At 64.8% G+C, this 25,459-nt stretch carries 31 protein-coding genes, 1 tRNA gene and 1 pseudogene; 13 read left to right on the forward strand and 20 right to left on the reverse strand.

The window, feature by feature from the left end; genetic code table 11:
* The first annotated feature begins 70 nt into the window (after positions 1-70).
* Positions 71-1,054, forward strand: coding sequence for a mechanosensitive ion channel family protein (locus tag MFF40_RS17755; protein ID WP_238261576.1), 984 nt, complete (start codon positions 71-73; stop codon positions 1,052-1,054).
* Positions 1,051-2,424, forward strand: a complete 1,374-nt coding sequence (locus tag MFF40_RS17760) for a DUF2254 domain-containing protein (RefSeq protein WP_238261578.1) — start codon at positions 1,051-1,053, stop codon at positions 2,422-2,424. Before MFF40_RS17755 ends, MFF40_RS17760 begins: the two co-directional genes overlap by 4 nt.
* Before the next feature lie 720 nt (positions 2,425-3,144).
* On the opposite strand, the gene MFF40_RS17765 is transcribed toward MFF40_RS17760, so the two are convergent.
* On the reverse strand, positions 3,145-5,316 hold the full coding sequence (locus tag MFF40_RS17765; protein ID WP_238261580.1) for a hypothetical protein: 2,172 nt from the start codon (positions 5,314-5,316) through the stop codon (positions 3,145-3,147).
* 211 nt (positions 5,317-5,527) lie between these two features.
* Between MFF40_RS17765 and MFF40_RS17770 the strand changes: the two genes are divergently transcribed.
* Positions 5,528-5,812, forward strand: coding sequence for a hypothetical protein (locus MFF40_RS17770; protein ID WP_147853904.1), 285 nt, complete (start codon positions 5,528-5,530; stop codon positions 5,810-5,812).
* A gap of 90 nt (positions 5,813-5,902) precedes the next feature.
* Here MFF40_RS17770 and MFF40_RS17775 read toward each other — a convergent pair whose 3' ends face one another.
* Positions 5,903-6,226, reverse strand: coding sequence for a hypothetical protein (locus MFF40_RS17775; protein WP_238261582.1), 324 nt, complete (start codon positions 6,224-6,226; stop codon positions 5,903-5,905).
* Positions 6,227-6,553: 327 nt separating this feature from the next.
* Positions 6,554-6,709, reverse strand: coding sequence for a hypothetical protein (locus MFF40_RS17780; RefSeq protein WP_238261584.1), 156 nt, complete (start codon positions 6,707-6,709; stop codon positions 6,554-6,556).
* Positions 6,710-6,819: 110 nt separating this feature from the next.
* On the opposite strand from MFF40_RS17780, the gene MFF40_RS17785 reads away from it, so the two are divergent.
* Positions 6,820-8,331 carry an alpha/beta hydrolase gene (locus MFF40_RS17785; RefSeq protein ID WP_238261586.1) on the forward strand — a complete coding sequence of 504 codons (1,512 nt, stop codon included), beginning with the start codon at positions 6,820-6,822 and terminating at the stop codon, positions 8,329-8,331.
* A gap of 18 nt (positions 8,332-8,349) precedes the next feature.
* Positions 8,350-8,628: pseudogene (locus tag MFF40_RS17790) on the forward strand (alpha/beta fold hydrolase); the annotation flags it as partial.
* A gap of 14 nt (positions 8,629-8,642) precedes the next feature.
* Here MFF40_RS17790 and MFF40_RS17795 read toward each other — a convergent pair.
* From MFF40_RS17795 to MFF40_RS17845, 12 genes are all read right to left on the reverse strand, one after another.
* Positions 8,643-9,650: a dienelactone hydrolase family protein gene (locus tag MFF40_RS17795; protein ID WP_238261588.1), complete on the reverse strand. Its 1,008-nt coding sequence runs from the start codon at positions 9,648-9,650 to the stop codon at positions 8,643-8,645.
* 414 nt (positions 9,651-10,064) lie between these two features.
* Complete coding sequence (locus MFF40_RS17800; protein WP_238261590.1) at positions 10,065-10,283, reverse strand: hypothetical protein; 219 nt, start codon at positions 10,281-10,283, stop codon at positions 10,065-10,067.
* A complete protein-coding gene (locus MFF40_RS17805) occupies positions 10,280-10,603 on the reverse strand; it encodes a hypothetical protein (RefSeq protein ID WP_238261592.1) in 324 nt (107 codons plus the stop codon). Before MFF40_RS17805 ends, MFF40_RS17800 begins: the two co-directional genes overlap by 4 nt.
* A 2-nt stretch (positions 10,604-10,605) precedes the next feature.
* Complete coding sequence (locus MFF40_RS17810) at positions 10,606-10,926, reverse strand: hypothetical protein (RefSeq protein ID WP_238261594.1); 321 nt, start codon at positions 10,924-10,926, stop codon at positions 10,606-10,608.
* Between the two features lie 187 nt (positions 10,927-11,113).
* The gene (locus MFF40_RS17815) at positions 11,114-11,392 is read right to left on the reverse strand and encodes a hypothetical protein (protein ID WP_238261596.1); all 279 of its coding nucleotides are present in this window, start codon (positions 11,390-11,392) and stop codon (positions 11,114-11,116) included.
* A complete protein-coding gene (locus tag MFF40_RS17820) occupies positions 11,389-11,559 on the reverse strand; it encodes a hypothetical protein (RefSeq protein WP_238261598.1) in 171 nt (56 codons plus the stop codon). Before MFF40_RS17820 ends, MFF40_RS17815 begins: the two co-directional genes overlap by 4 nt.
* 841 nt (positions 11,560-12,400) lie before the next feature.
* Complete coding sequence (locus MFF40_RS28865; protein WP_281407057.1) at positions 12,401-12,529, reverse strand: hypothetical protein; 129 nt, start codon at positions 12,527-12,529, stop codon at positions 12,401-12,403.
* Between the two features lie 151 nt (positions 12,530-12,680).
* Positions 12,681-13,028 (reverse strand): hypothetical protein, encoded by a 348-nt coding sequence (locus tag MFF40_RS17825; RefSeq protein WP_147939107.1) that lies wholly within the window; start codon positions 13,026-13,028, stop codon positions 12,681-12,683.
* A 160-nt stretch (positions 13,029-13,188) separates the two neighbouring features.
* Positions 13,189-13,689, reverse strand: a complete 501-nt coding sequence (locus MFF40_RS17830) for a helix-turn-helix domain-containing protein (RefSeq protein ID WP_238261600.1) — start codon at positions 13,687-13,689, stop codon at positions 13,189-13,191.
* On the reverse strand, positions 13,686-13,937 hold the full coding sequence (locus MFF40_RS17835) for a DUF6074 family protein (protein ID WP_238261602.1): 252 nt from the start codon (positions 13,935-13,937) through the stop codon (positions 13,686-13,688). The genes MFF40_RS17830 and MFF40_RS17835 overlap by 4 nt, the downstream gene beginning before the upstream one ends.
* Positions 13,938-14,121: 184 nt before the next feature.
* The gene (locus MFF40_RS17840) at positions 14,122-14,367 is read right to left on the reverse strand and encodes a DNA-binding protein (RefSeq protein ID WP_238261604.1); all 246 of its coding nucleotides are present in this window, start codon (positions 14,365-14,367) and stop codon (positions 14,122-14,124) included.
* Between the two features lie 11 nt (positions 14,368-14,378).
* Positions 14,379-15,083 (reverse strand): hypothetical protein, encoded by a 705-nt coding sequence (locus MFF40_RS17845; RefSeq protein ID WP_238261606.1) that lies wholly within the window; start codon positions 15,081-15,083, stop codon positions 14,379-14,381.
* An 80-nt stretch (positions 15,084-15,163) separates the two neighbouring features.
* Here MFF40_RS17845 and MFF40_RS17850 point away from each other — a divergent pair, with 80 nt between their 5' ends.
* Both MFF40_RS17850 and MFF40_RS17855 read left to right on the forward strand, forming a co-directional pair.
* Positions 15,164-16,507, forward strand: coding sequence for a tyrosine-type recombinase/integrase (locus MFF40_RS17850; RefSeq protein WP_238261608.1), 1,344 nt, complete (start codon positions 15,164-15,166; stop codon positions 16,505-16,507).
* Positions 16,495-16,569, forward strand: a tRNA-Arg gene (locus tag MFF40_RS17855). The genes MFF40_RS17850 and MFF40_RS17855 overlap by 13 nt, the downstream gene beginning before the upstream one ends.
* Before the next feature lie 517 nt (positions 16,570-17,086).
* On the opposite strand, the gene MFF40_RS17860 is transcribed toward MFF40_RS17855, so the two are convergent.
* Both MFF40_RS17860 and MFF40_RS17865 read right to left on the reverse strand, forming a co-directional pair.
* Positions 17,087-17,266 carry a hypothetical protein gene (locus MFF40_RS17860; RefSeq protein WP_147857837.1) on the reverse strand — a complete coding sequence of 60 codons (180 nt, stop codon included), beginning with the start codon at positions 17,264-17,266 and terminating at the stop codon, positions 17,087-17,089.
* A 225-nt stretch (positions 17,267-17,491) separates the two neighbouring features.
* The gene (locus tag MFF40_RS17865; RefSeq protein WP_187277742.1) at positions 17,492-18,595 is read right to left on the reverse strand and encodes an SMP-30/gluconolactonase/LRE family protein; all 1,104 of its coding nucleotides are present in this window, start codon (positions 18,593-18,595) and stop codon (positions 17,492-17,494) included.
* 300 nt (positions 18,596-18,895) lie between these two features.
* Between MFF40_RS17865 and MFF40_RS17870 the strand changes: the two genes are divergently transcribed.
* The 5 genes from MFF40_RS17870 to MFF40_RS17885 all read left to right on the forward strand — a co-directional run bounded on the left by MFF40_RS17870 (position 18,896) and on the right by MFF40_RS17885 (position 21,485).
* Positions 18,896-19,141: a putative hemolysin gene (locus tag MFF40_RS17870; protein WP_147855155.1), complete on the forward strand. Its 246-nt coding sequence runs from the start codon at positions 18,896-18,898 to the stop codon at positions 19,139-19,141.
* A gap of 58 nt (positions 19,142-19,199) precedes the next feature.
* Positions 19,200-19,517, forward strand: coding sequence for a hypothetical protein (locus MFF40_RS17875; protein WP_147855154.1), 318 nt, complete (start codon positions 19,200-19,202; stop codon positions 19,515-19,517).
* Between the two features lie 10 nt (positions 19,518-19,527).
* A complete protein-coding gene (locus tag MFF40_RS17880; protein ID WP_147855153.1) occupies positions 19,528-19,728 on the forward strand; it encodes a hypothetical protein in 201 nt (66 codons plus the stop codon).
* Positions 19,729-19,895: 167 nt separating this feature from the next.
* Entirely contained in the window at positions 19,896-20,018 is a 123-nt protein-coding gene (locus tag MFF40_RS28870; protein WP_281406494.1) for a hypothetical protein, read from the forward strand.
* Positions 20,019-21,173: 1,155 nt separating this feature from the next.
* Positions 21,174-21,485 carry a hypothetical protein gene (locus MFF40_RS17885; protein WP_147855152.1) on the forward strand — a complete coding sequence of 104 codons (312 nt, stop codon included), beginning with the start codon at positions 21,174-21,176 and terminating at the stop codon, positions 21,483-21,485.
* Positions 21,486-21,714: 229 nt separating this feature from the next.
* Here MFF40_RS17885 and MFF40_RS17890 read toward each other — a convergent pair whose 3' ends face one another.
* On the reverse strand, positions 21,715-21,864 hold the full coding sequence (locus MFF40_RS17890; protein ID WP_187277741.1) for a hypothetical protein: 150 nt from the start codon (positions 21,862-21,864) through the stop codon (positions 21,715-21,717).
* A 101-nt stretch (positions 21,865-21,965) separates the two neighbouring features.
* Here MFF40_RS17890 and MFF40_RS17895 point away from each other — a divergent pair, with 101 nt between their 5' ends.
* The gene (locus MFF40_RS17895; protein WP_238261611.1) at positions 21,966-23,045 is read left to right on the forward strand and encodes a molybdopterin-dependent oxidoreductase; all 1,080 of its coding nucleotides are present in this window, start codon (positions 21,966-21,968) and stop codon (positions 23,043-23,045) included.
* 166 nt (positions 23,046-23,211) lie between these two features.
* Here MFF40_RS17895 and MFF40_RS17900 read toward each other — a convergent pair whose 3' ends face one another.
* The gene (locus tag MFF40_RS17900) at positions 23,212-23,721 is read right to left on the reverse strand and encodes a Ros/MucR family transcriptional regulator (protein ID WP_147855150.1); all 510 of its coding nucleotides are present in this window, start codon (positions 23,719-23,721) and stop codon (positions 23,212-23,214) included.
* Between the two features lie 331 nt (positions 23,722-24,052).
* A complete protein-coding gene (locus MFF40_RS17905; protein WP_147855149.1) occupies positions 24,053-24,688 on the reverse strand; it encodes a peptidase inhibitor family I36 protein in 636 nt (211 codons plus the stop codon).
* Between the last annotated feature and the right edge of the window lie 771 nt (positions 24,689-25,459).

Raw genomic sequence — 25,459 nt, forward strand, 5'->3', positions numbered from 1 at the left:
GGATAATCGATGAAGCGCCGCCGGCTGGCACGCCCGCCACCGGCGGCTTTGTTATGAATCGGGACACCGTATGATCTTTTCGGAAGCGCTCGGGCGCCTCGAAGGACTGGTCCGCTCGGCCGCCGCCCTCGTGCCGGGGCTCGTCATCGCCCTCGTCCTGTTCGGCCTGGGCCTCCTGGTCGCCCGCGGCGTTCGCGCCGCCGTTCGCAGGGCGGCGGAGCTGCGGCAGGCCTCGCCCGGTTCCGCCGCGGTGCTCGGGCGGATCGCCGGCGGCATGACGATCCTGGTCTCGTTCCTAGTTGCGGCCTCGGTGGCTTTTCCCTCCGTTTCGGCCGCGGACCTGTTCAACCTGCTCGGCATCGGCGGCGTCGCCATCGGCTTCGCCTTCCGCGACGTGCTCCAGAACCTGCTGGCCGGCATCCTCATCCTGCTGACACGCCCCTTCGTCATCGGCGACCAGATCCGGGCGGGCTCGCACGAAGGCACGGTGGAGGACGTCTGGGTACGGGCGACGGTGCTGCGCACCTACGATAACCAGCGCATCCTGATCCCGAACGCGACACTGTTCGTCGACAAGATCACGATCATCACCGCCCACGACAAGCGTCGGCTCGCCTTCCCGCTCACCATCGGAAACGGTGACGACATGAAGGAGGCCCGCCGCGTTATCGTCGAGGCCTTGCAGGGGACCGAGGGCGTTCTCGTCGACCCGCCGCCTGAGGCGCTGGTCACGGGCCTGGGCGCCGCCGGCGTCGACATGACGGCGCGCTTCTGGATCGACCCGCCCCGGCGGCGCGACGCGGTGGACGCGCTCGACCACGCCATCTCGAACGTTAAGGACGCGCTCACCGCCGCCTGCATCGACCTGCCGTACCCGACGAGCCAGATCCTCCTGCACGACCAGACCGAGGAGGCGGACGGCGACCGCACCCGTCAGCGCGAGGGCTGGCCGGCCGGCAGAAGCCCGCCGCGTGCGCGCTGGGAGGTTCTCCGGAAGGATCGAGTGCTCCGCGATGATGGCGAGACGGTTCGTTGCGAGGGAGATCGGGCATGAAGGCGCGTCTCCAGGCCTGGATCGAGTTCCTGGGCGACCTGTTCTGGCTCAAGCCTGCCCTGATCGTTCTCGGATGCCTGCTGCTGGCCCAGATCGGGGTCTGGCTGGAGACGGCACACATCGCAGGCTACGAAGCCTCATCGCCCGACCAGAACTGGGGCTATTCCGGCGGCGCAGAGGGTGCGCGCGCGCTCCTGAGCGCCGTGGCGTCCTCGACCATCGGGGTGGCCGGCACGACCTTCTCCATCACCATCGCGGCCCTTACGCTCGCCTCCGGCCAGATGGGCCCGCGTCTACTGCGCAACTTCACGCGGGACGCCCGCAACCAGATCGTCCTGGGGATCTTCCTCGGCACCTTCGCCTACGCGCTGATGGTCCTGCGGACGGTGCGTACTGTGCAGGAGAGTCCGTTCGTCCCACATCTCGCGATCAGCGGTGCTATCGCGCTCGCTCTGCTGTCGCTCGCCACCCTGGTCTGGTTCGTTCACCACATCGCCATCAGCATCAACGTCGAGACCGTGGTCGACGCGGTCCATCGCGACCTGTGTGCGGCCGTCGAGGCGCGCACCCAAGACAGGGCGGGAATGACGCCTCCCACCCGACTGCCGGAGGGGGGCGGGGTGGCCGTGAGCGGGAGCGGATACCTTCAGGCGCTCGACAAGGACGGGTTGGCGGATTGGGCGCACGCGCATGGCGTCGTCGTTGCATTGAGGATCCGGCCCGGCGACTACGTGCCGAGCGGTTTCCCGGTCGCCTATGTCTCCGCCGGCGTCGCGGAGGCCGGCGAGGCCCTTCGCGGGGCGTTGACCTTCGGTCGCCGCCCGGCCGCCCTCCAGGACCTCGAATACTCGATCCGGCAACTGGTCGAGATCGCGGTCCGCGCGCTCTCGCCCGGCATCAACGACCCGTTCACGGCCGGCAGCGTCGTCGACCACCTCGGCGATGCCCTGTGCCGCGTGGCGCCGCGTCACCTGCCCACCGGGGCGGTCGTGCGCGACGGCAAGGTCGTGCTCGTTGTGCCGGTGTCCGACTACGACGGCCTGTGTGACGCCATGTTCCACATGATCCGCCAGAATGCCGCCGGCTCAGTGTACGTCCTGGCCCGTATGCTCGACGTGCTCACCCGCGTCGCCGAGGTCGAGCGGCTGACGGACCGGACCGACGAGCTCGCCCGCCACGCCGACCTCGTCCTCGCTGCGGCCAGGCGCGACGTCGCCGACCCCCACGACCTTGCCGACCTGGAGGCAAGGCATGCTCGATTCGTGGCAATGGGCGAGGGCGGCCGTCCCGCGCGGCGTCGCATGGCGGTCTCCAACGACGTTCCCAAGCATCGCACCCGCGTTTCCGATCCATCCAAAACAAAAGAATGACCCGCTTCGCCCGCCTGATCCTCATCGTTGCATCCCCCGCGCTGGCTTCCGCCGCTCCCGCCTCCGAGCAATCCAGGGACGACGGCGTTCGGATCGGTGGGATGGGCATCGCGTACCTGCGTGAACGCGTCGTTACGCAGATGTCCTCAGCCAGCAGTTCTTCCAGGCGGCCAGGCGGCGAATGCTCCGAACGCATTTCTGCTTCGCCGGCTGCCCTTCTCGGACCCGTTCAAACTCGCTCCGCATTGCAAAAGGCCGCCCGATTTCCAAAGGGCAGCCTAATACTATAAGTTTCTTTAGCGCGGAATTTTGATACTATGAAGCGCATGACCTAAAGCTTATAATTGGGTCGGCTATCACAAGGTAGTATCTAAATTTTGACGAGCAGCAACAGCAGGATGATGTTGGTGACCCTGATCGCGGGGGTCACAGCGATACCCGCTGGGTGCTTGTTGAGCAGGTTGTGGTTGATCGCCGAGCGTGCACACCTCGATTCGAAGTAGACCTTCAAACAGGTAGAAGGACCGCGCAGCCTCCCTCAAGAGCAACTACTTCAGCCACGGGAAAGGTCTGCCTTTCCGGTTTTAACGTCGGGAACGGACCGACACCTTACGGCCAGCAACGGTCAACACGCAGCGCTCGTCTGAGTTTCTGAGGCGGGTGAATACTGCTGGTCCGCTTCGGTTCAGACGGCTGGGGGGCAAATGTTCGGAATAGGCTCTATGGGATTTGCGTGTCACGGTGATCACTCATCAAAGTCGGCGCATCGGTGATGTCGTCCATGACGAGCTGGTTCAGCGCACAGATGAACGAAGACAGTCGGTAGCCGTCGTGGCGCGAGAGCGCGTTGTCGAAAGCGCGGACGTTCCAGAACGGGTCGTTGGCGCGCGTGATCGGCGCCATGCCGGTCAACTGAAGGCCGTGCAGGAAGCGCGCGGCGGGGCCGTGCTCGCCAGGCCGGCCGAGTGCGAGGTCGGCGCTGTCCCAGAAGTTGCCGCGTCGGTCGGCGCGCGCCAGCCGAGCCCGGGTCAGCCAATGGTCGGAGCGCGGGCAGTCGAGGGCGGCGTCGGCGAGCGTCGCGTAGGGGTGGTGCCGTTCGAGGCCGGAAGCATCGAGCCCGAGTAGCTCGTGGGTCGTACCGAACGGCGCGGCCGAGGGTTGGGCGTCGGCGAGCACGCCGGCTGCCGGCCGCGGCGGGTCGAGGTTGCCGATGGTGTGCGAATCCTCCCGGGCGGTGTTCTGGAACGGGAAGGTCGCGGCCAGCAGCGACAGGGCGCGCAGCGGCAGGGTCAGCGATCCGGCCACGAGGTCGACGGGTGCGGGCGGGGTGCAGCTCTCGCCTCGGGGCTGGCGGCCTTCGAACCGCGCCGCCACGCGGTCGAGGAAGCTCGCGGCCGGGCGGAAATCGAATTTGAAGGTCGGGAATAGGTCGTGCGTCGCCCAATCGTAGTCGACCCCGGCATCGAACATGCTGTCGGTCGCGGAGAGCCGGCTCCGGATCTTCCGGCGGGCGACCGCGAAGCTATCGTCGGCATCGAGGCCGATCCACGCGCAATCCCCGGGTCGCAGGCCGCCCGCCGGGAACGCCAGGGCCGCGGTCACCGACATCATGACCGGTCGCTGGTCCGCCGGAAAGTAGCCGTCGTCGCGCGCGACCTCTGCAGCCGGCGTATGGGCGTCGGCATGGTCGGCCAGCCTCATCCAGACCTCGCGCTGGATCGCGGTCCACTTGCTCGCCTCGGAGGCCGGGTTGATCAGGACCACCAGATTGCCGAGCACTGGCGGCATTGTTTCTCCGAATTGATGGCGGCGCACGGCCTTGACCATGTCGTCCTTGAGCCCGCTCGCCAGCATGTTGCCGCCGAGGCTGTGTCCGGCGACGATCAGCTTGTTATGCGCCCCCGGCGCAGCGAGTGTCGTCTCGATCGTGCGGAGCGCCGAGATCGCCGCGGGCGCGATGGCCTCGCTCACCGGCTTCCGGTCGAACAAGGTCGCGCCGGCCGAGAGATTTCCGAAGAAGCCGCCGATCGCGTCGCCGAACCAGAGTCGCAGGCCGCGCTCGTCGACTCGCGCCCCGCGCCAGCCGATATAGATCGCCGTGATGTCCATGTCGCAGACGCTCGGGTCGCTGGGGCAGCGCTGCGCGAGAAATCGGGCGGCGTGGGCCGCGTAGAGGCGCAGGTCCGCCACGTTGCCGTCGCCAATCCGCGCGTCGTGCCGCCAGCCGTGGACGAACGCGATCACGTAGTGCGACCCGGTCGAAAGATGCTTTTTCAGGGCGTCGAGCTGGGTGATGACGGGCTTGACCATCGTGGCCGGCATACCCTTGGCCCGCATCTCGTTATCCATGGCGTGGCGCAGCATCGCGCTGTCGATGGCCGTGTCGTTCGCCCCCTCGCGGGAGACCAGCGCATAAGGTTCGCCATCCTCCTGGAACTCGATGAAGCCGAGGTGGTAGGCGAGGTCCCGTCCGCCGGCCTCGCGGGCCGGGACGATGTGGCGCTGCACGGCACAGCGCAGCCGCGTCGCCCAACGCGCATCCGTCGCGATCACCGCGCCCTCGTCATTGCTGGCATCAACCCAACCGTCACCGTCGGACGGCATCGCCGCCCGTAGGGTCTCGCGCCCTGTATCGGCCAGGATCGTCCACCCGGTCGCGAGCCCGTCACGGCATTCGGTCAGCCCCGGGTCGAGGTTGCGATAGGCGTGCGCCTTGTCGGTGGAGAGTACGACGTAGTTCAGGAACAGGATGCCGAGGGTCGCCAGGACCAGCGTGGCGGCGATCCGAGCGGTCGTCCGGGACGCGTGCAATATCCCGCGAACGAGCCCAAAGGTCGCCCAACGCACGCCGCTGCGCCGCCCGTCAGGCGCGGCGCCAGGACCGGAACTCATCGCGCTTGCGTCCTGATCAGGGGCACCCAAGCGCGCCGTTTCGGTCGGATCGCAAACGACGCCATTGGGATTCCTCTCCGTGCAGCCGGACTTTCGTTCGCCGCAGGCCTTCCGTTACGGTGCAGGCGGCGATGCGCAGGATGACCCAGCCCCGGTAACCCTTCGGTCCGGACCCGCGAAGTTTCGTCGATGGAACCGGAGGCGATCCTTCATGATGCGCGCAATTCTGCCGGCTGTCGCTCTCCTCGCCGGTACGGGCCTGGCCACGGCGTCCCTGTCGGGGCTTGTCGGCGCTTGGGGGCACGACTTCGTCGTCACGCCGTTCGAGCCGATGCAGCTCATGGTCGCGATCGCGACTGACAAGGCTACTGGCAAGCAGTTCAACGTCATCAAGATGCCGGACGGCCACGTGATGGCGGTCGTGCCGTTCGACCAGATGGCGAAGATGCCGGAGATCGCCCCTAACAGCTTGATGCCGATGAAGATGGGACGATGAGGAATCGAATGCCTGCCCAATGTCCAGTTAGACGCGCATAGCAGGCTAGCTGATTTGTCTTAGTTAAATCAGGCGCTGATGCTACCGACTTCAGGTTTGGGTCATGCCGTACACGTCTGCCAAGTCGAGGAAATAATGACCGTGCACGGTGCGACGCAGGATATCCACGATGACGATAAGTAAGAGGTTGTTCACGTTCGTACCGATCAGAACCTGATCGTACCGATCGGCTGCGTCGCGATAGACGTCGGTGACGTCGAGAAGCTCCATGACACGTCCCAGCGGCAGCTCGATCGATTCGACGTACGACCAGACATCGACGACTGCGTCAGCGATTGCCGTCACGTTCCGCATCGGAGCGGTGAAGCAGGCTGAGAACTCGGTTCGGGACAAAAGGCAGGGCGCCGTCATCATAGTCCGCTCTTAAGGTTTGTCGTCGCTCTTACCACGAGCCGCACGGGGACCGCGTTTTTACCCAGTCTCGGTCGGCATGAGATCGTCTGCTTTCCCAGCACCCGACCTCAGGAGCGGACCAGCCGCTTTCGGCCAACTTCTGCCGTCCGCGTTGCACCAGACTACGTCATGCTGGATTGAAGACACGAGCAAAACCGGCCGTTCGGGTCGACGCTCCGGGCCACGGCTGATTGGACCAGGCTCTCGACAAGTGCTTGCGTTGAGCGCTCCTCAGAAGTGGACACCTCCTTGCAGCTTTTTTCTTCGAGCGATCGAGTCAACATGCAGTCAGCGCGTTTGGCCAGTCGTCTTGAGACGTGTCCTTCCCCCGCTGCCAAACGACGATGCGGATACATGGGCGAGGAGTTGCTTCTGGCAGGCGACAATCTCTGCGTTGACGGCGACGAGCGCCTCGATCCACGGCATTGGCATGAACTGCGCCATCCCCTCCTGTCGCATCTCCTCATACCTATCGCCCGGGGACGAACGGTTATGGCACGCCGACTTAGACTGCCATGAGGCTGTCTTATCCGTACAAGGCTTTCCGTACGGCCGTGGCGGCCCTGGCGCTCGGTGCGATCACGGCAGCACTCTGGCACTTGCGGGCGGAGACCGACAGGCTGGCAATCGAGGCGATCTCGATCGACGGGACCCCAGTTACGATCTTCCGTACTCAGGTTGGGCAACCCGGCCCTGTCGTAGTAATCGCCCATGGTTTTGCTGGATCGCAGCAGCTGATGCTGCCCTTCGCGACCACCCTGGCGCATGCCGGGTACGTCGCGGTGACTTTCGATTTTCCTGGTCACGGTCGCAACCCGGCACCGCTGACCGGTAGCATCGCCAGGGAGGACGGTGCCACCCGCAATCTGGTGGCAGTGACGGCGCAGGTCACGGAGCAGGTTCGGATGCGTGGAGATGGGCGCGTTGCTTTGCTCGGCCACTCCATGGCGTCGGATATCGTCGTCCGCGTCGCGCAGGCGTTGCCCTGGGTGGCAACGACAGTCGCGGTCTCGATGTTCTCACCTGCTGTGACGCGGGAGAGCCCGCGCAACTTGCTGGTAATCGTTGGCGGCTGGGAAGGTGGCCTGCGCCGCGAGGCCCTTCGAGCGGTCGGGCTGGTTTCAGCGCCCGAGCCCCCGCGCGAAAACGCAACTTACGGCGATGTCGCGTTCGGCGCAGCGCGCCGCGCTGCGGTCTCGGTAGGCGTCGAGCACATCGGCGTGCTGTATGCCCGTGCCAGTCTCACGGAGGCCGTCACCTGGCTCGACGGAGTCTTCGGGATGTCGTCTCGCATGTTGGGGGCGCCCGATCGGCGTGGTCCTTGGATCCTATTGCTGCTTGCGGGCGTCGTGGCGCTGGCATGGCCTGCGTCGCATCTCCTACCCGTGGTGAGCCGGATGCCCCTCGGAGCTGGCCTCGGCTGGCGGCGCCTGTGGCCGGCGCTCGTAATCCCCGCCGTCGCGACGCCACTCATCCTGCGGGTGCTGCCGACCAATATCCTCCCAGTCCTAGTCGCGGATTACCTCGTCGCGCATTTTGCGATGTACGGTCTGCTCACCGCAGGATGCCTGTGGCGGATTCGGTCTCGATCCGTGACCACGCAGGAAAGCGAGTCGTCCCCGGTGGCGGTCGGAGCTCTGCCAGCCGGAGCGTTGGCCGTCACCCTCTACGGCTTCGTCGGGCTCGTGCTGCCAATCGATACCTACGTGACCTCCTTCATGCCGGGGCCGAACCGGATCGTCCTCATCTCGGCGATGCTCATCGGTACCGTCCCGTTTTTTCTTGCCGACGAGTGGCTGATGCGCGGACCAGGTGCCGGGCGCGGCGCCTACGCGGCCTCGAAGATGGTCTTCTTGTTGTCGCTGGGCCTCGCCGTCGGGCTCGATTTCGGACGTTTGTTCTTCCTCGTTATCATCGTGCCGGTGATCCTGCTGTTCTTCCTCGTCTACGGTGCAATCGGCACCTGGGCCTACAAGCGCACCGGCCATCCCTGGGTTGCTGGGATCGCCAACGCGATCGCGTTCGCCTGGGCGATTGGCGTCACCTTCCCCCTACTGGCCGGATAACTATGCCATCCCTGGCTGCAGCTGTGCGCCTTACCCGAAGATGCCGCCCTGATGACGCCGGTGACGGTTGAGCTCGAAAAGCACGACCGCGACCTGACGCTCCCGGTGGTGATCATCGTCGGCGGTGACGACCAGGTCACTGACGTGGACCGCCAGTCGAAGCGGCTGCACCGCGAACTGCCGAGCAGCGAGCTCATCGTCGTCTACAGCATGGCCCACATGATCCAGCACCTCGCGCTGCGCAAGGTCGTTGCCACGATCGATCGGGCCGCGGAGCAGGCTCGCGAAGCTGCGTGACGCCCAGATGGATCTCAGCGCCCTTCGAAAGCGGCCCCGAGTGCGTCCGTGACGCCCTTGAGGGTCGCGACGCGGGCGGCCTCGTCCGACCCGATGTGCGGATCCCGCTGCACGCACAGATCGGCATAGGTGAACGGCGTGTCCTTCGGCCCTTCGACGATCGCCCCATCGGTTGCCTCGTGAAGCGAACAGGCGCGGACCGTCTGCGCACCCTTGGCCACCGTCGGCTGAGGCGGGCCCGCAGGGTTGTCGAAGACGTGCTGGGCCCCTGGGAACACCGTCAGGCTGACATTGGCCCCGGCCGCCTTGAGCCGCTCGGTGTAGGCGGTGCAGGACGCAACGGGATTGTAGTCGTCGCCGCTGCCGCCGAACATCCGGATCGGCCGACCGACCGTCGCGGCGTCGTCCTGAAAGCGGATCGAGCAGTCCGGGTACACCGGCAAGAACACCGCCGGCGTGATCCCTGAGCGGTTCCAGGCCGTATCGAAGCGCTTGAGGCTGGCATAGAGCGCCGCCTGTCCGCCGCGTGAGAACCCCATCACGGCGACCCGCGCTGGGTCTACCCGGGGATGCTTCGCGAGCACGCCGAGCGCACGGTAGATGTCGAGGATCAGGTTCGTGCGCGACAGCAGGCTCTGATCGGTGTTGACCGAGGTAAGGCCGCGCCCCGTGAAACCGTCGAGCGCGAACGTCGAGATACCGCGTGCAGCCAGCGCCCGCTGCCAGAACTCGATGTTACCGCTTAAGCCCCCCGAGCCGTGCATCAGGACGACGGTCGGTAGGCGCTCTGTCCCCGCCTTAGCGATCCGGAGGACCCCCGTGACCGTGACAGGCTTCGATCCGTCCGACGTGCCGGTCAGAAACTGACGGTCGCTCAGGGTCAGGCTCTCGATCGGATGGATCTCGACGCGAGCGGCATAGCTGCCAAGGCCGGCGACACCATCGCCCGCTGGCTCCGCGATCGCGCCAGTCAGACTGCTGGCCATCAGGCCAGCCGCCAGGAACAGGATTGATCGCCGCATTGGATATGCCTCCCAGGTCGACGCATCATAGCGGCAGCCGCAGACGCCTGTCGTGTCGCAAGGCGGCGCAGCTTGTGTCGCTTTCGACCCTATTGTCAGAAGCTCTCAGGTCGGATCGCTAACACCACCATTTCCCGGCTTCGGTCCCGTCGCACCGAACTGACGAAGCCAATAATTCTGACAATAGCCTGAGCAGCGGCTACCAACGCACTCTGTACCAAAAAATTGCGTTCCGTAGATCCTGACTGTGGATCGGCACTAAAGCATAATCCCCCTCATTTGCAGATTCGCTAAAGTTTTAATAATAAAAAATCAATTCTTTTTGTGATGGATTTGCTATTGATGTCAATTGCGACCCGCTCAAGGTTCAGATTTGCCCAATCCATCAGCGAGTTCGGAGCGCTTTTGCGAGGGTCATGCTTCGACGCCGATCCACAAATTGTTTTCCTTGGTGGCGACCTCCCAGAAGACGTACTGGAGCAGCCAGATCGCTGAATCCGCTTGGGTCATGTTGTTCGTGTACATCTCCACTTCGGCGTAGAAATGCGGGTAGGTGTCGGGTTTGGAGCCCGTCCACTTTTGCGGCAAACGTTCTCCGAAGCGGACTGGCGGCTTTCTGCCACCTTCGGTCATCCGGAGGCGATCAAACCTCCGGCAAGCAGACGTTCCGAAGCTCTGAGTAGGGTCGCGAGCGACGCGACGGCGGTGAGGGTTGGCGCAACCGACGGCCTCACCGGGTGGGTCGACGAAATGGCGTCGGGCGAACTCAACAAGCCGGCGGAGGGCAGTCTGCCGAAGCCTGATCCGGCTATCCCCGCCGCGGCGGCATCACGGCCGGGGAGGCGCGGGGTCACCTCCAGAAGATCGAAGGCGACAAGCTGGCGTTGTGCGGCTTGCCGGAGTGCTGGCTCGCGGTTGCCTTTCGGCATCCGTAGCACGTCGAACGGGCGCATCGTCAGCGCCTTGCTTCCGGCTGCGCGAGCCAGCGCAACGCTGTCTTGGCCGCTGCCACGGAAAAGGTCCGGCCCTTGCCGAGCCCGCCGCGAATAATTTCGTGCCGGATGTTCGTTCGCAGGACGATGCGGCCAATGTCGATGTCAGCGCCAAGGAGTTCCGCCAATTCGGCGCACTCGATCGCCAGGGCCGCGGCGATTTCCTCATTGCTGGCACCGTATGCCGCAAGCGCCGTCGCACACCGCCTTCGCCGGCCCGGTTCTCCGCAGGGCAGCCGGCTGAGCACTTCGACTAGAGCGATAATCGGATCTGGAGCAATCACAGGCCCCGATTTCCGCCCTGCGCCAGGGCGTTTTCCGCCGTGCTGACCCACCATTAAAGCCCTCGACTTGAATTACGAAATTGGACCGACGAAAAATAAAATCCGCGAGTGGGACCCAGTGCGGTCAGAAACCCCTACGGCCTGGACTTTTTGACCCCCGCCCTCCCTTGGTGATCAGAGCGGGCCATCAGGCTGACGCGGGCTCCAGGGTGGTCCACATCATGTCGGCGGCTGCAGCGGCCCGCGCGTAGGCGTCAGGAGCGACACGACGGTCTCGGGGTGGGTATCCCTCCCGGATCTCTGCAACGGCCGCTGCTGCCTCTCGCTGCCACGCTGTGACGGCTCCCTGGTAGGCGATGGCAGGGAGGTCGCCTTCAGCCTCGGCCGCCTTCACATCGATCGCTAGCATGGGCACGCGCTGGATGAGGCGTATCAGCAGTTCGGTGGTGGTGTTTTTTCTGGTCATGCCGCGACGGGCTCCAGGGCGACGCGAGCTGCGAGCGCCGCGGCGGCCGCATCGAGGTCGGCGTACTCGCCCAGGGGAGCGCCGCTTGGGCTGTAGGCGAAGCAGCCGGACCGACAGCGGACGACGCTCCCCATCAGGACGCTGGAGACGAACAGGTCCAGGGTCATCAAGCGGCCTCCCACTACGCTACACGTGCAGCGTTCTACCAGTTAACGGTCAACAATTCGTCACGTGTTCCCGATATGGACTCGCGCGGCACCGGGACGTTGCTAGGGTAATTTTGGGGCGAACTTCAGATCGGACAGCCTGTCCGTTCTGCCCCGGATCGCGGTTAGATCGAGCGCATGGTCCGGCCCGGACCTGAAACAATCGATCCCGACCTGAAAATCTCACTGGTCTGCTCTTTCAGGCTTGGTGCCGCCGCATCGCCAGACGCGCCACTCCCAGCGCCCGTTCACTTCCTCCGGCAGGATCGTGACGACCTCGAACCGGGCCGGATCGGTCCAGTCGTTGCGGTGGACGATGTGGAAGCCAGTGCGCGCCTCGTCATCTTTGAGTCACGGCGTAAGGCGGGGGGAAACGATAACTGCGCGGGTCATCGAAGCTTCGCTCTGGGGGATCGCCGGCGCGAAATGCGACGCTCAATGACCACAGCCGCGCGCGGCAACGGCGCTGAAACCGGCAACAGTGGCTCCGCCGGCGGCGACACGACCGGCTCTTTAAGGGGAGGCATTACCGAAGCGACCTGTGCGAACACGGCGAACTCATCATCGTGCCGCTCAGCCAGGACCCGTGCTTGCGTCTCAGCCTTGGCAAGGCTGGTATGCTCGAAAGATCTGCTCGCGATCCGGATCAAAATTCCAGACTATTTGCCGCGCCGTGCAATCAGATAGCCGCCGCGGATGCATTGTCCCGGTTTTCCAATAGGGCCGGTGGTCTCGGGGGACGTAGATTTCGGGTAGGTCATGGCAATCTCGAAATTGCGAATTGCGAATTGCGGACAGAGGCTCAGCGGTTCGCGTGCCGGGCGGTGATTGCGTCGACCCGGTCGAACATGTCGAGGTTGGAAGCGATCTGCTGGACAAGGGCGGCGCGCAGCGCGCGGATGGCCTCGCGATCGGAGTCCGGGTCTCGCATGGTGCCTATCACGGCCGAGACCCGGCCGTGCTGCGGGGAAGCGTGCGGGCCAGCCGAAGGCGTGTTATTTTTGATGATGACTGGAATTCCTCTGCGGGGACTGTGGTTGGGCTCGGGGGCGCTCGCCGTCGCTTCCCGGGCCCGTTTCGTCTCAGATGCGCTGAGCGTCGCCGAATTGATCGGCGATGGCGCTGAGCGCCATGACGGTTTTCATATTGCTCTGAGCTTCGCAGCTCTCCTTTAAGATCGCCGAGTAGAGCGAGGCTTGGAGTTGGAGCGCGGTCGACGCCATCAGCAGCGCCATCCGGAGGGTGATTCCGTGATCACGCCAGTCCGTTTGCGCCGCCGTCGTCTCGAACAACTCCTCGAACTCCGCAGCGGTAATTGTGCTGACGCTAGCTGCATGGAGTTGCTGGGCCATATGTGCCGCCATGGTGACGGCGGGATGCACTAGGCAGTGATTGATCCGGTGGGGCTCGTTTTTTTCTTTCTCAAACATGACTTCTCTCCCTCCGGATAGCGCCGGGCCGCACAGCCGCAGTGGCGGCCGATCTCTGTGATGGTGCTGGATGCTGTTGGCGCAGAGCGCGTGGCGCCTACGGGAATGGTATATTAGATGTGTCCGCCCTGAGGGACCGTGAGAATGCTGAAATCGGGGCTCACGGTCCGCGGAGAGGGACGGTTCTAGGAATTCTTTGGTCCATCAGTCCGCTCTGGGGGACCGACTGTCCGCCCTCGGGGACTGAGCGTCCGCCCTGGGGGACCGTGAAATTCTTTCCAGGCACCCAACTCATGAAGCGCTTGGTCGGCAATTGGCCCGACACGTCGCATGTGTGTTCGGTCAACCGCCATTCGGTAGCACGTCCATCCTTTCTGCTGTCGAAGCCTCCGACGATCACGACCTCGACGAAGCCGAGCGACTGCAGCTCCCGAAACGCTTTCGAAGCACTCGTCTTGCTGATATTCAAATTATCGGCGGCTTGCCGCACCGAGAGGATGATACGGCCGTTGTTCATGCCCTTGTATCGCTGCTTCAGCAGCACGTAGAGCGCCCGGCCCGCCGTGCTGAGATGATGCCAAGCCGCTGATTCTGTCAGCCACTCGTAGAGGCGGATATGCTGCGGCTCTTTCTTGTCGTTGCCCTTGGCATCCCTCTTCACGCGGCACCTCCTTGGCTGACCAGGAGGCGCCATAGGTGCGCGCGGATAGCGCCCTCATAGGATCCGACCTCGGACCGGATGAGCGGTTCAGAAACATTTTTCTTACGAAGCCCGTCTTCAAGGCGCCGCAGCTGTTCCCGAAGGTGGCCCTCGGCATAGTTGCCAGAGACCGTCGCCATGTACGCCGCCGTCTTCCTGACCTGCGGCAGGCGCCGGGCGAACCGGAAGGGAAGAACAATGGCGCTCATGATCCACCCCCTTGGTCATGGACATGATCGAGAGCCGCAGTTGCAGCCTTCGCATTCGGAAAGGTGCTAATGATCCTGCCGTCGGCATCAAAGGCGACGACGCTGTCTATGGTGCTGTGAGTAGTTCCGAAAGGATACCTGCCAGCGTAGATGCTGCGGTCGCCGCGGACTGTTCCGGCGGCCTTCACGCGGTATTTTCCTGCCGTTCGATCCAGCTCAAGATCGTTGAACGCCGGGCGCATAGGGTTCCGCCTATCTTAAAGCAGGGCAAGCCCAGCTTGTCGGCTGCGTGGTAGACCTTCCGACGGTTGGCCTCCGCCTCATCGCCGAACATAAACTGAGCGATGGCCCCAGCGCCGGACATCAAATCCTGGGCGAGAGGCAAGCCGGTATCGTTCGCGCCAGAAGGGCGCGTTGATGCTGTGCTCATTTGCGTGTACTCTAGCTGTAGATAGCTGATCCGACGGTACGGATGGTTTTTAGACTTATAGCTGTTAGATCGTATCTATCGACGCTTTCTTCCGTGACTATAGATCCGTATATTATTTTGAATATTGACTTTTCGGAAGATATTTCTTGAAGTTCGACCGTTACAGCATTGTTTGTTTTTATAAATCTTATTTCTAGTCTTAAGAAAGAATCTATTGATTCCGAAGTAGCGATTTTATCTTTTGTAAATTTGTCGAAAGCAAAGCCTCTAGTAATAGTTTCCCCGAGCAAGTCGATATTTCCTAATGTTGGGGTGCAAAGACTTATAAGACCCTCCAATGATGAGCCAAATCCCTTTTGAGATAAAAGTATATCCTTCAATACTCCTTTGAATTTTGATCTAGATGGAATGATATTTGATGGATTAAGAAGTCTGAATGTTTCAACCGTCGCCGAAGCTTTAGATGCGTGAGTGCAGCCATTAACGCCTATGAGCATATTAGCGCTATCACGCACAGTCATTTTTGCCGCCGATAAACCACGGCCACCCTTCGAGATGTGACCTCCTTCACGCACACTGAGGCCGATACCTCGCACAGTCATAGGGTCCATTCCTTCAACCTCCGCGATTACACGCACAAGGTCATTGAAAAAGGCCATCGCTGCCGCCTCATGTCCAGAATACATATATGACCCCATAGACAGGTCAAGGGTCATGTCGTAAATTTCTACATGCGACTGAGTTTCCGAGTTCCTCACGAGGCGTCCGGTCGCTGTTTCGCAAAGGATGCAATGACATGGCTTCAATCCGGAAGCGAACGCTCCCATCAGGGAAGACCGTCTGGCTGGCCGCATACCTCGACAGCTATGGCAAGCGCCGATTCAAGCAGTTCGAGCGCAAGCGTGATGCAGATGCTTTCCTCACTCGTGCGAAGGCTGAGGTTGCCACTGGCACCCATATGCCGGATCGCCAAGCAAGCACGGTGAATGACGCCTACGCGCTGCTCATCTCGGCGTTGGAGGCGGGCAAGGCTGCGGGCGCTACGTTACACAATTACCGTGTTTACTACGGTGGCCACGTGAAGCCGTTCCTGGGCTCCCGGCTGCTTCCAAAGCTGCACCCGGCGGATATCGGCGACTGGCTCGAGCGGCTTAAAGCCGAGGGGCGGACGGACGACACGTGCCGGCGTGCTAGGATTGTGCTGGGTGCAATTTTCGATGAGGCGATCCGCCGCCGTCTCGCCCACACCAATCCGGTTCGATCACTTCGCAGCCGGCGGAAGACCCGGCGCGCGGAGATCCATGAGGTCGAAGAGACGATCCGGATCCCAGAGCGTGAGGTCGTCAGAGCGATGCTTGCCGCAGCCGCGGACACCGAGGCACTATTTCTGATTGCTCAAGAACGAGGAGGGGAGGGGTCTCGTGTCGTCGAGGTTCAGCGCGTCTCGGCCGAGCGTCCGATAATGGAGGCGCGTGCCTTCCGCGTGCGGCACCTAGGGATGGCAGTCGCGACCTTCCGCCCCACGCCATGGCTTCGTCCGCTTCTTGCCACGATGGCCCTCGCCGGTCTGCGCATTGGCGAGGCACGCGGGTTATCCTGGACGAGAGTTGAGTCGGAGCATCTACAGGTGCGAGAGGGCGTAGACCGCTACAACGTCCGGGACACCGTGAAGACGGCGGCTGCGCTGCGCAGCGTGCCAATCGGCCCTCAACTCGCGACGATCCTGGCGAACTGGCGGGCAAGGACGGCAGGTGAGGACAAGCTCGTGTTCCCCTCAGAAACCGGGACACCGATCGGCTACCCAAACATTGTGAATAGGCAGCTTGGACCATTGCAGATTGCCCTTGGCATCGTGGCAGCTGACGGCTCGCCACGTTGGACAGCGCACAGCTTCCGGCACTTCGCCGTATCTCTCTGGATCGATGAAGGTGCGAAGATCGGGCAGGTCTCGGAATGGGCTGGTCACGAGTCGCCCGAGTTCACCCAGCGGGTCTATGGGCACCTGTTCAAGGCTGGCCGAACTGACCGTCGGGCAGTCACTGCTGGCGAGCTTTCTGTGCTCGGTGCGATCGAGCCCGCAACACCAACGCAACATGGCAACGACAACTCGATAGAAAATCGCACGCCGGCAACGGCTTAGGCGGACGCAGTAGCCGCCTTCTAAGCGGCAGGTCGTTGGTTCGAGCCCAACCGGGGTCGCCAGGTGTTTTCTGGAGGCGGCTTCGCAAGACGTCCGAGCCCGGCGCCGTCGGGTGTGTGTTGCCCCCTCGTGGCCGGCCCTGGCGTGCCCGAACGATTCGTCGGCCGCACCCTGGGTCAGCCTCCTGCATGCTGAGCCTCTCGGAGGGCCGGCCCGACGCGCATGTACCGTGCGGATTGGGGGCGAGGTCGCTCCGACAGCTGCCATCGTCGCGTCGGCTCCCGGCATGGGCGCGACGGCGATCGTCGGATCACGGCGCCGGTCCGGCGCGCTGGTTGGGTGATGCACGTGAAGCGAGTCGACCCGTCGGCGGACCCGTGAGCAGGGGACCTGACCCTGCGCCGGGCTCACGGTCTCGGTTCGTCGACTGAGGCGGACGCGCCTTCGGTGCGATGACGGCGCAGGCGTGCGCCTCGAACCCGGGCCGCCGACGCGGGCTGGGCCCCAGGACGATGCTGTCCCAGAGGCGCCGTCTGTCGCGTCGTCAGTCCCGCAGATGCGGACCGGGAAGCGCCTCCCTCAGATCGAGGCGGCGCGATGGATGCGGTGGTGTCGCGCGGCGCGCTGGCTGGCGCGCGCATTGTGCAGGCGTCGCATCCGGTCCTGATGAACCTCATCCTCGTACGATGGATCGACTGTCATCGCGGCGTGGATCGGCAGTGCGGGAAGCCTCTCGTGCTGTGGGTGTACGGTTTTCATGGCGATGTCCCTCGTCACTACTTACGCAATCGAGCTTAACCGTTCATTTGCGATTTGCAAGCGGGGCGCCAGAGCCCGTCACCATGGTATTGGCCATCGTGCACCCGGCCAGCCCCGCGCTGTCCGACGCCTGCCCGCCGCACGGCACGCGCCGCACGGCACGCGCCCGCCCAGCCTCGGCGCGCCGATGAGCGCCCACGCCCGAGCCCGGGGCTCGAACCTGGGTCAGTTCCGCAACGGCTTGGCGTCGATCTGCAGCCGATAGATCGTCGTCGGGAATTTCACCGCCGAGGCCTCGCCGCCGTTCATCGTCGGCGTGCGGTTCATCTGCGCGGCCGGAATCCACAGGCCGCCCTGCTCGTCGATCCACATCGCGTCGACCCAGACCAGGCGCGGATCCTCCACGAGCGTGCTCATGCTCCCATCCGGGGCGATCTTGAGGATCCGCAGCCCGTCCGTGTCGCTGGCGTAGATCGTCCCGTCCGCGTCGATCGCGGTCCCACCCGTCGCCACGGTGGCCGCGAACAGCTTGACGTGTTTGGCCCGCTCGGCGTCGCTCAGGCCGGCATCGTCCAGATAGCGGGTCTCGATGCTGTAGAGCGGGCCGGTGCAGGCCTGGTAGTAGAACGTCTTGCCGTCGGGGGAGACTTCGAGCTGATCGGCGTGGATGAACAGGAGCTTGCCTGCGTCGTCCCGCAAGGTGCGGCCCTGACCGGTCAGCGGCCGCTGCGCGATGGTGGACCAATGCCCGTCGAGCGCACGCCGCAAGGCGCCCGTATCGAGATCGAGCACGATCAGCCCGGGCTGGCCCGCATCCGTCAGGTAGACGTTGCGGCCGTTGAACCGGAAATCGTCGATGAAGCTCCGATCGGTGGTCGCCGCCTGCAGCGGGTAGACCCGGCGCACGGCGTTGGTGGCGAGGTCGATCTGCACGAGCTTGGGACCGCCCGGGAGTGGCGCCTCGCCCATGCCGGGTGCGCCCTTGTCGACCACCCAGAGGTCGCCGTCTGGTCCGATGCGGATCGCGTTGACCGCCACGAAGGCCTTGGCCGGGTCGTCACCGGGCTTCCACGCATTCCAGGCCGCGTCGGGGAATGCGACGGGCTGACCGTCCCGCCATTCGCCGAGTTCGAGCCCCGTGCCCTTCGCCTGGCGCTGGAACGGCGAGAACGCTCGGCCGTCCTTCGACCGCGTGAAACCGTTGAAGACCAGGCTATCGGACTGGATCATCGGCTTGAGCGTGTCGGGGCCGAGTTGCGCGTCGGCGGCGCGGCCGGGCAAGGCCAGGCCTCCGACGATCAGGAGGGCGGCGATCGAGGGGCGGATCATGCGCAGTCGGGCCTGGTGTGCGGTTGCCGGGTCTCCTGCTGCAAGGCGCGAGGCGCCGACGGTGTTCCTCTCCGGTGGCCGGAAACGGCGGCTTTCCCGCTCGCGCCGGCCGGGCGGCCCTCTCATGACCACCTGCCCGGCCACGCGCTTATCCCGAGGCGTGCGGCCGTCTTCCCATCGGCGTTGATCCTCAGGGTTGCAGCGGGCACAGTGAACGTAGATCAACGGGGCTTGAGACCGTGATCGGAGGCGCTCCGTGAAGCGCCGCACCGTGGACCGGAAGGCGAAGGGCTACCCGACGTGATCGCTCAATCTCTGCTCGCCGCCGCAGGTGTCTGCCTGGTCGCGGGTACAAGCCAGGCTGGCAGCGCCAGCATCCGGGTCGCGCTGGCGAACCCCGCCTCCGTGAATTGCGCCACACAGGGCGGTACGCCGCAGATCCGGAACGGCGTCGGCGGCCAGATCGGATATTGCCGCTTCTCGGACGGCCGCATCTGCGAGGAATGGGCCCTGTTCCGGGACAACCTCTGCAAGCCGCCGGCATGAGGCCGACGTGCAATCGGGTCGGCGGCCCCTGGGCTCGTGACACAATGGGATCCCCGACGTGACCGGTTCCCACACTGAACCCGACAAGGTGGCCGAGGTCGCCAGGCTCGCGACGGCGATCGCCGACCGCATCCTCGAGCAGAACGCGGCCGGGACCCCGATCCCCCCCGAGCAGTTCACCATGCTCGTCAGGGCCGCCCGGATGCTTCTCGACAACGGGACGCCCTGGCCGCCGTCTGTCGAGCATGTGCTGCTGGAGGTGGCCAAGCGTGTCGCGCAGGCTGAACTCGCATCCGACCTCGGCTCGACCGCGTCGGAGGGCGATGACGTCGTGGCGCACCTGACGCAAGCTCTCGATGCGACGAAGCGGCGTTAGGGAGGCGACCATGCGTATGGGGCGATCCAAGCAGCGTCGGCCCGAGCGTTCGATCCAGTCCCTCTCCGATCCGAAGGTCGTGGTCCTGAGGCCCCGAAACCGTCGGCGTGGCGCCAACCTGGGGTCGGTGTCGGCCAGGAGATTTGCAGTCTCGGCCGTGACCCTCACCATCATCGTGCTGGCCGGCGGGTACCTGCTGCGCATGTGGTAACCGGAGCGTGGAGTGCGGCACCGCTGGCTCGGCAAGCCCCGCGTTGGCTGCGTAGCCAGGTCTATCTCGGCGCGTGAAAATATTCGCCGAACCGTTGCGTTTTCAATCCATGATAAAGCGTGCGCCCGACGCGGCTATAGCCTGCTCCGTGGATGGGGGTCCCAACCATGGCCGATGACCGCTCGGATCACCTCGACGATGCGAAAGACAGGTCTGTCATTCGCGTCATCGCCATGATGCTGGCGATCGAGATGGTGTTCCTGCTCGCGTCGCTCATGGTTCTGGATTGAGCAACGGCTTCACCGCCCACCTCGGGGAAGACGTTCGAGCGCGGGGCATCAAAAAGCCCGCACCGGCGAACCGGGCGGGCTGAAGATTGCTGAACCAGGACCATGGACCACAGCGAATGTGGGTGATCATGGTTAAAAAAGTCTTAACGCCAGATAATAGTGGTCTATTCGTGTAAATCGGGCAAAACGATCCACGCATTGCCGCGCCCATGATCTGATTCCCGCAAAGCGTCGCGTCCGAGAACGCGCGGCGGGCTCCGGGGGGGGGCGCGCCGGTCAGAGCCGGTCCCGATAGCATGACAGCCGGGCTCGCCTCGCAGACAACGCGCTGACCGACGCCCAATCCGTATCGCTTCGGCGGCAAGCGCTCCAGCCATCCGCGTTGAGGCGCGGCAGCGGCTCCGCCTTTCGGCACCTGTGGTCACGTCGGGTGCCGCAGACGGGGTTGCTGGCGCGCCGGGGCATGGACCGCGCCAGAGCGCGTGACGCCGGATTGTGCACTGCGCGAGGCGACACAAGAGTCTCACATGCTCTGCGCCTGGCTATAAGCTTGGCCATATGATTTATCTGTGGTCGAGTATTATTAACCACAATCAATAATTGCCAATTGCTGTTCGAGAGGTCAGTGTTTTTATGTTGCGTAATTTGAGTATTGGCTATGGACTACGTAGGGATATGCTATTTTACTGAGGTCGGACGTTGCCTGTGCGCTCATGCGGCGGGCGGGGGCGGCAATTCCTTGGCTGCCGATCAGAATACCGGGTTGTCTGCCGGCGTACTCCGCTTGCTTCCTGCCGTCGCCCCGGTGACCGGTGCAAATCCGTCCTCCGCGTCACCACCGGGCGCCGGGGGAAGCAGGACGGCATCCTCCGCCCCATTGCTCCGCGGTTCCGGAGAGCCCGTCTTCGCGTTCAGTTCCCTGAGCGGGACGGGCGAAGGTTGGGGAGCCGGAGGCGCAACCGGCGGAGCGCCGTCGCCGGAGGTGAATGCGGGGCTCAGCTTGATCCTGGCCGCGGGGGCCGTCGCGTTCCTCCGCCGACGGCGCGCGAAGGCGTGAGGCGCCGGCGACGAATGCCCGCGTCGTGCGTTGACGGCATCATCCAGCCTTACCCATCATTTTGCCTCGCCCCTCATCGAGCCCTGCCGGAGTGTCCGATGCTCATTCGATCCGCATTGCTTTTCGTGGCCCTGACGTCGGGCGCCCACGCCGCGGCGTTCGATGACGTGAAGGGGTATCTGGCGTCCTGCCTCCGGTTCGAGATGAACGGGGCCGAGGCGCGACGCGGCGCGAACCCGGCCTCCAAAGTCCGCCATGCGCTGGAGCGGTGCGGTCCGGAGTTCGATCGCGTTGAACGGGCGGACGGGCGGCGCCTACGCAGCGATGGCGGGATCAGCCCCTCGACCAAGGAGGTCATCCAGAGCGTCGTGGGCCGAAACGGAGGCGGCTTCTCCAACGTCCGGTACTGACTCCGGTCGGTTCCACGGTGGCCAGGCGTTCGATCCGGCCACCGAAGATCCGGCGTCGCGCCCGCTCACTGTCGCCGCTGCGTGTCCGCGCGCGCCTCGTCGAACGCCTCGTGCGCCGTGTCGCGCGCGCCCTGCTTTGTCTCGGCGGGATCGGTCTCGGGGCGGTTCGGGTCGATCATGGTCGCGACGCTCGTCGTATCGGCCTTCGGACGGGGATGGGTGGCCGAGATCAGGTCGGCTGTACCTCGGTGTCCTCCACCTCGGGGTCGTCCTCTTCCGGCACGGTGGGCTTGGGCGGCTCGATCTCGTCGAGGCGGGACGGATCCTCGATCAACGCGCCCGGATCCTCGCCGGGCATCGGGGTGTCAGCCTGAATCATGGTGCGCGTCTCCGTTCTGGTAGCGCTACGTTCCATGAGCCCGGGCGTTCCCATCCGGTGCCGCCGCGCGTTCCCACTTCGTATCGAGGGGCACAACCTGCATGTCGACGTTAGCCGAGCGAAAGGCGCGCCTGATCGTCCACGGGGATGCGCCCTACAACGCGGAGCCACCGCTGGCCCGGCTGCGCGCCGCCTACCGTACGCCGGCAGAGGCGTTCTACGTGCGCTGCCACGGAGATCTGCCGGCGATCGTCGCGGACGAGGCCCGCCTCGCCGTCGATGGTGCGGTCTCGACGCCGCTCGAGATGTCGCTGCACGACGTGCAATCGAACTTCCCGCACGTCGTCGTCACCGCGACGATGCAATGCGCGGGCAATCGCCGGGCCGACATGCGAGCGGTCGCGCCGGTTTCCGGTGATCCGTGGGAAGGCGGCGCCATCGGCACGGCCGACTGGACCGGAATCCGATTGGGGGATGTGCTGCGCGCGGCCGGAATCCGAGAGGGCGCGGGCCTGCATGTCGCGTTCGAGAGCCACGACACGGTCGAGGGGCATCCCTACGGCGTCTCCATCCCGCTCGCGAAGGCGCTGGCGCCGGAAACCCTGCTGGCCTTCGCCATGAATGGCGAGACGCTGCTGCCGGAACACGGTTTTCCGCTGCGGGCCGTGGTGCCGGGGTACGCCGGGGTGCGGAGCCCGAAATGGCTGAAGCGCATCACGGTGCAGGACCATCCCTCCGACAACCCGATCCAGGCGAACGACTACAAGCTCTTCCCGCCCGATGTGACCGCGGAGACGGCCGACCCAGCGAAGGGCCACACCATCAACACGATGCCGCTGAACGCGGCGATCTGCGAGCCGATGCGCGGCGCCACATTGAGCGCCGGAACGACCAGGATCCGCGGCTACGCGGTGTCGGGTGACCGCGCTGTGGTGCGTGTCGACGTCTCCGGCGATGGGGGGCGATCCTGGGTTCAGGCCTCGCTCGAGCAGGACGCCGCTGCGCCCTTCGCTTGGACGTTCTGGACGGTCGACCTCGACCTGCCCTCCGGCGAGCGCGTGTTGGTGGTGCGGGCGTGGGACGAGGCCGGCCAGACACAGCCCGCCGACCCCGACGTGACCCGGAACTGCAAGGGCTATCTCAGCACGGCATGGCACCGCGTGCCGGTGAGCGTCGCCTGACGGCTGCCTGGCCGAGCGGGCGTTCCGGGCGGACGCGCCGGCCGCGCGTGAACGGGGGAGACACGGCGGCCGGCGCGCTCGCGAGCGGGAGCCCGGTCAGGCTCGACCGCCGCGATCGGGAGGATATGGGGATGGCCGGAGGGAACGGGCAGATCCCCGTTCGGCCTCAGGCCTCCTGGGTCTTGCGCGGCCGCCCGACACGCTTGGGCGTCTCCGAGACGGTCGCTGCGGGGTCCGCGGCTTTCGGGGCAGCCTTCTTGCGCTGCTGGCCGAGACCGAGGCTCCTGGCGAGAGCCGAGCGCTGTTCGGAGTAGCTCGCGGCCGTCGAGGGGTAGTCGCGCGGCAGGCCGTAGCGCTCCCGGTACTGCTCGATCGTCATCCCGTTGCCGTTCAGATGCCGCTTCAGCGTCTTGTACGGCTTGCCGTCGACGAAGCTGATCAGCGCATCGGGGGTGATCGACTTCCGGATCTGCGATGGGGTGGGCCTGTCGGCCGCCGGCGCCTCGGGGGCGCTGCTGTTGCCAAGCCCCGCGAGCGCAGCGTGCGTGTTGGCGATCAAGCTGGCAATCTCGCCCGGCTGCAGGTGGTTGTTCGAGACGTAGGCGGAAACGAGACCCGCCGTCAGTTCGATGTAGTCGGGAGCCCCACGCTCGATCGTTTCGACGGTTTCGTCCACGGTGTGCACCTATGCTTTAAGAATCGGCACAATGTGCTGTCGAACGTCACAAGGCAATGCGATAACGATTGTGCTGATTGTTTCTACAAGCATTCGCGGTGGATACGCTGTAGGGCTCCGAAATCGGTGCCCCCCCGCTCTCGTCGCCGCGCATGACGGTGAAACCGGGAGCCGGTTCGCGGGGATCGGAAGGCGGCGCGCTGCGGGGCCCGTGCGCCGCGCGGCATCCCAAGCCCCATTCCCGCTCAAGCTGCCATCGGGAACGGTTCGAAGTCCTCGATGTCATGCGCTCGTTGACGCCGAACCGGTACCCACGTCGGCGGCGAGCGCTCTAACCAGCGCGACGCGCGCAACGGACGTAGGTCGAGGTGCCCATGGCGCTCGTCCAGGTCAGGCGGCCGCCATTCACCGCGATGCGGACCTGCGAGGACCAGCGGCGGTCGCGGTCGCCGCAATCGGCCGCCATGGCCCAGGCGTTGCCGGTTCGATGGGCGCCGCGAAAGCTGCAGATGGTGTCGCCGGCCTTGGCGCGATCGGGCGTGAACGTCGCCGGGACGTAGCCCTTGCGGCGCGCGGGGGCGCTGCAGGCATCCGGAGTGGGCCCCCAGGTCCCGACATAGTCAAACCCGGCCGTGGCCGAACGGGTCGTCGCCGGCGGCACGACGGGTTGCGTTACGACGATCGGCGATGCGGGGGCCGTCACGGTATCGGGGGCCGCAACGGCCCCGGCCGGCTCGGGTGCCGCAAGCGACATCGCCTGCCGGGACAGGTCGTCGGGCTGATCGATGAGCGGCTCCCCGACGGACTGGACCGAAGACGTCTGGAAGGGCAGATCCTCGTCGAGATAGGCGCCGCAATAGGCGAACAGCCCGGCCCAACCGAGAACGAGCAGGACGTGGAGCGCCGTACTCCGTCGGCTCTCGGCGCTGGGACCGGCGAGCGGTCCCGCCACGATGATCGCCCCCATGTCCCCCTCCCGCTCAGCTCTTCCCCAGTTTGCCTATGCCTCGGGGCGACATCTGCTCATCTTCGGGAGACGCGATATCGCGCCCTGGATAGGCATGTATTCGGTGTCGAGGTCGACGGCATTTCATTAACATTGAGTAAATCGTTAACATTGCGTTAATGTGCCAATATTGATTGGCGGACGCATCGTTCGTCACCTCGTCCGGAGCGGTGGGCGGCCCCGGCCGACAGCAATCGGGCGCCCCGCATCAATGCGGCGCGGCGGGCATGAGCCCGGCTTCCGGGACACGGGCTGTGCCACGGTCGTCGCGCTCGGGGCGGTGCATCGTTCGCGGGTGGGCCTCGGGGCCTCGCCGTCCGACCGCCGACGCGCGGGCCGATTCGGCGCAACATAGCGTTGGCCGGATCGGAATGTGCCTGCCGCTGTGGATCCCACCCTCATGCGGATGTCATGGCGCCGCGGAGGTCTCTCCCCGACCGCGCCCCGGTCCCGGGTCGAACGGCTCCCGGAGGAAGAGGCCACGGATGGCACGGCACCGTCGATGACGACCACGCGCGGTACGAATGCTGCCAATTCCAGGGCTGATGCTGCAGGACGACACGAAGAATATCAATTCCGTGCCTGAGTGCGTCGGGGCTTATGTTTTGAATGTGCAAATTTCGTAATAAATCATGATCCGACACGAAGATATAACTCGGTTCATGTACTTATATTAAAATGTATTTGAGTTACGAGAATTCGAGGCATGTTCGATCGGCGCGTTCCTTGTCA

Origin of the sequence: Methylobacterium mesophilicum, assembly GCF_022179445.1 — a bacterium.
GTDB lineage: Bacteria > Pseudomonadota > Alphaproteobacteria > Rhizobiales > Beijerinckiaceae > Methylobacterium > Methylobacterium mesophilicum.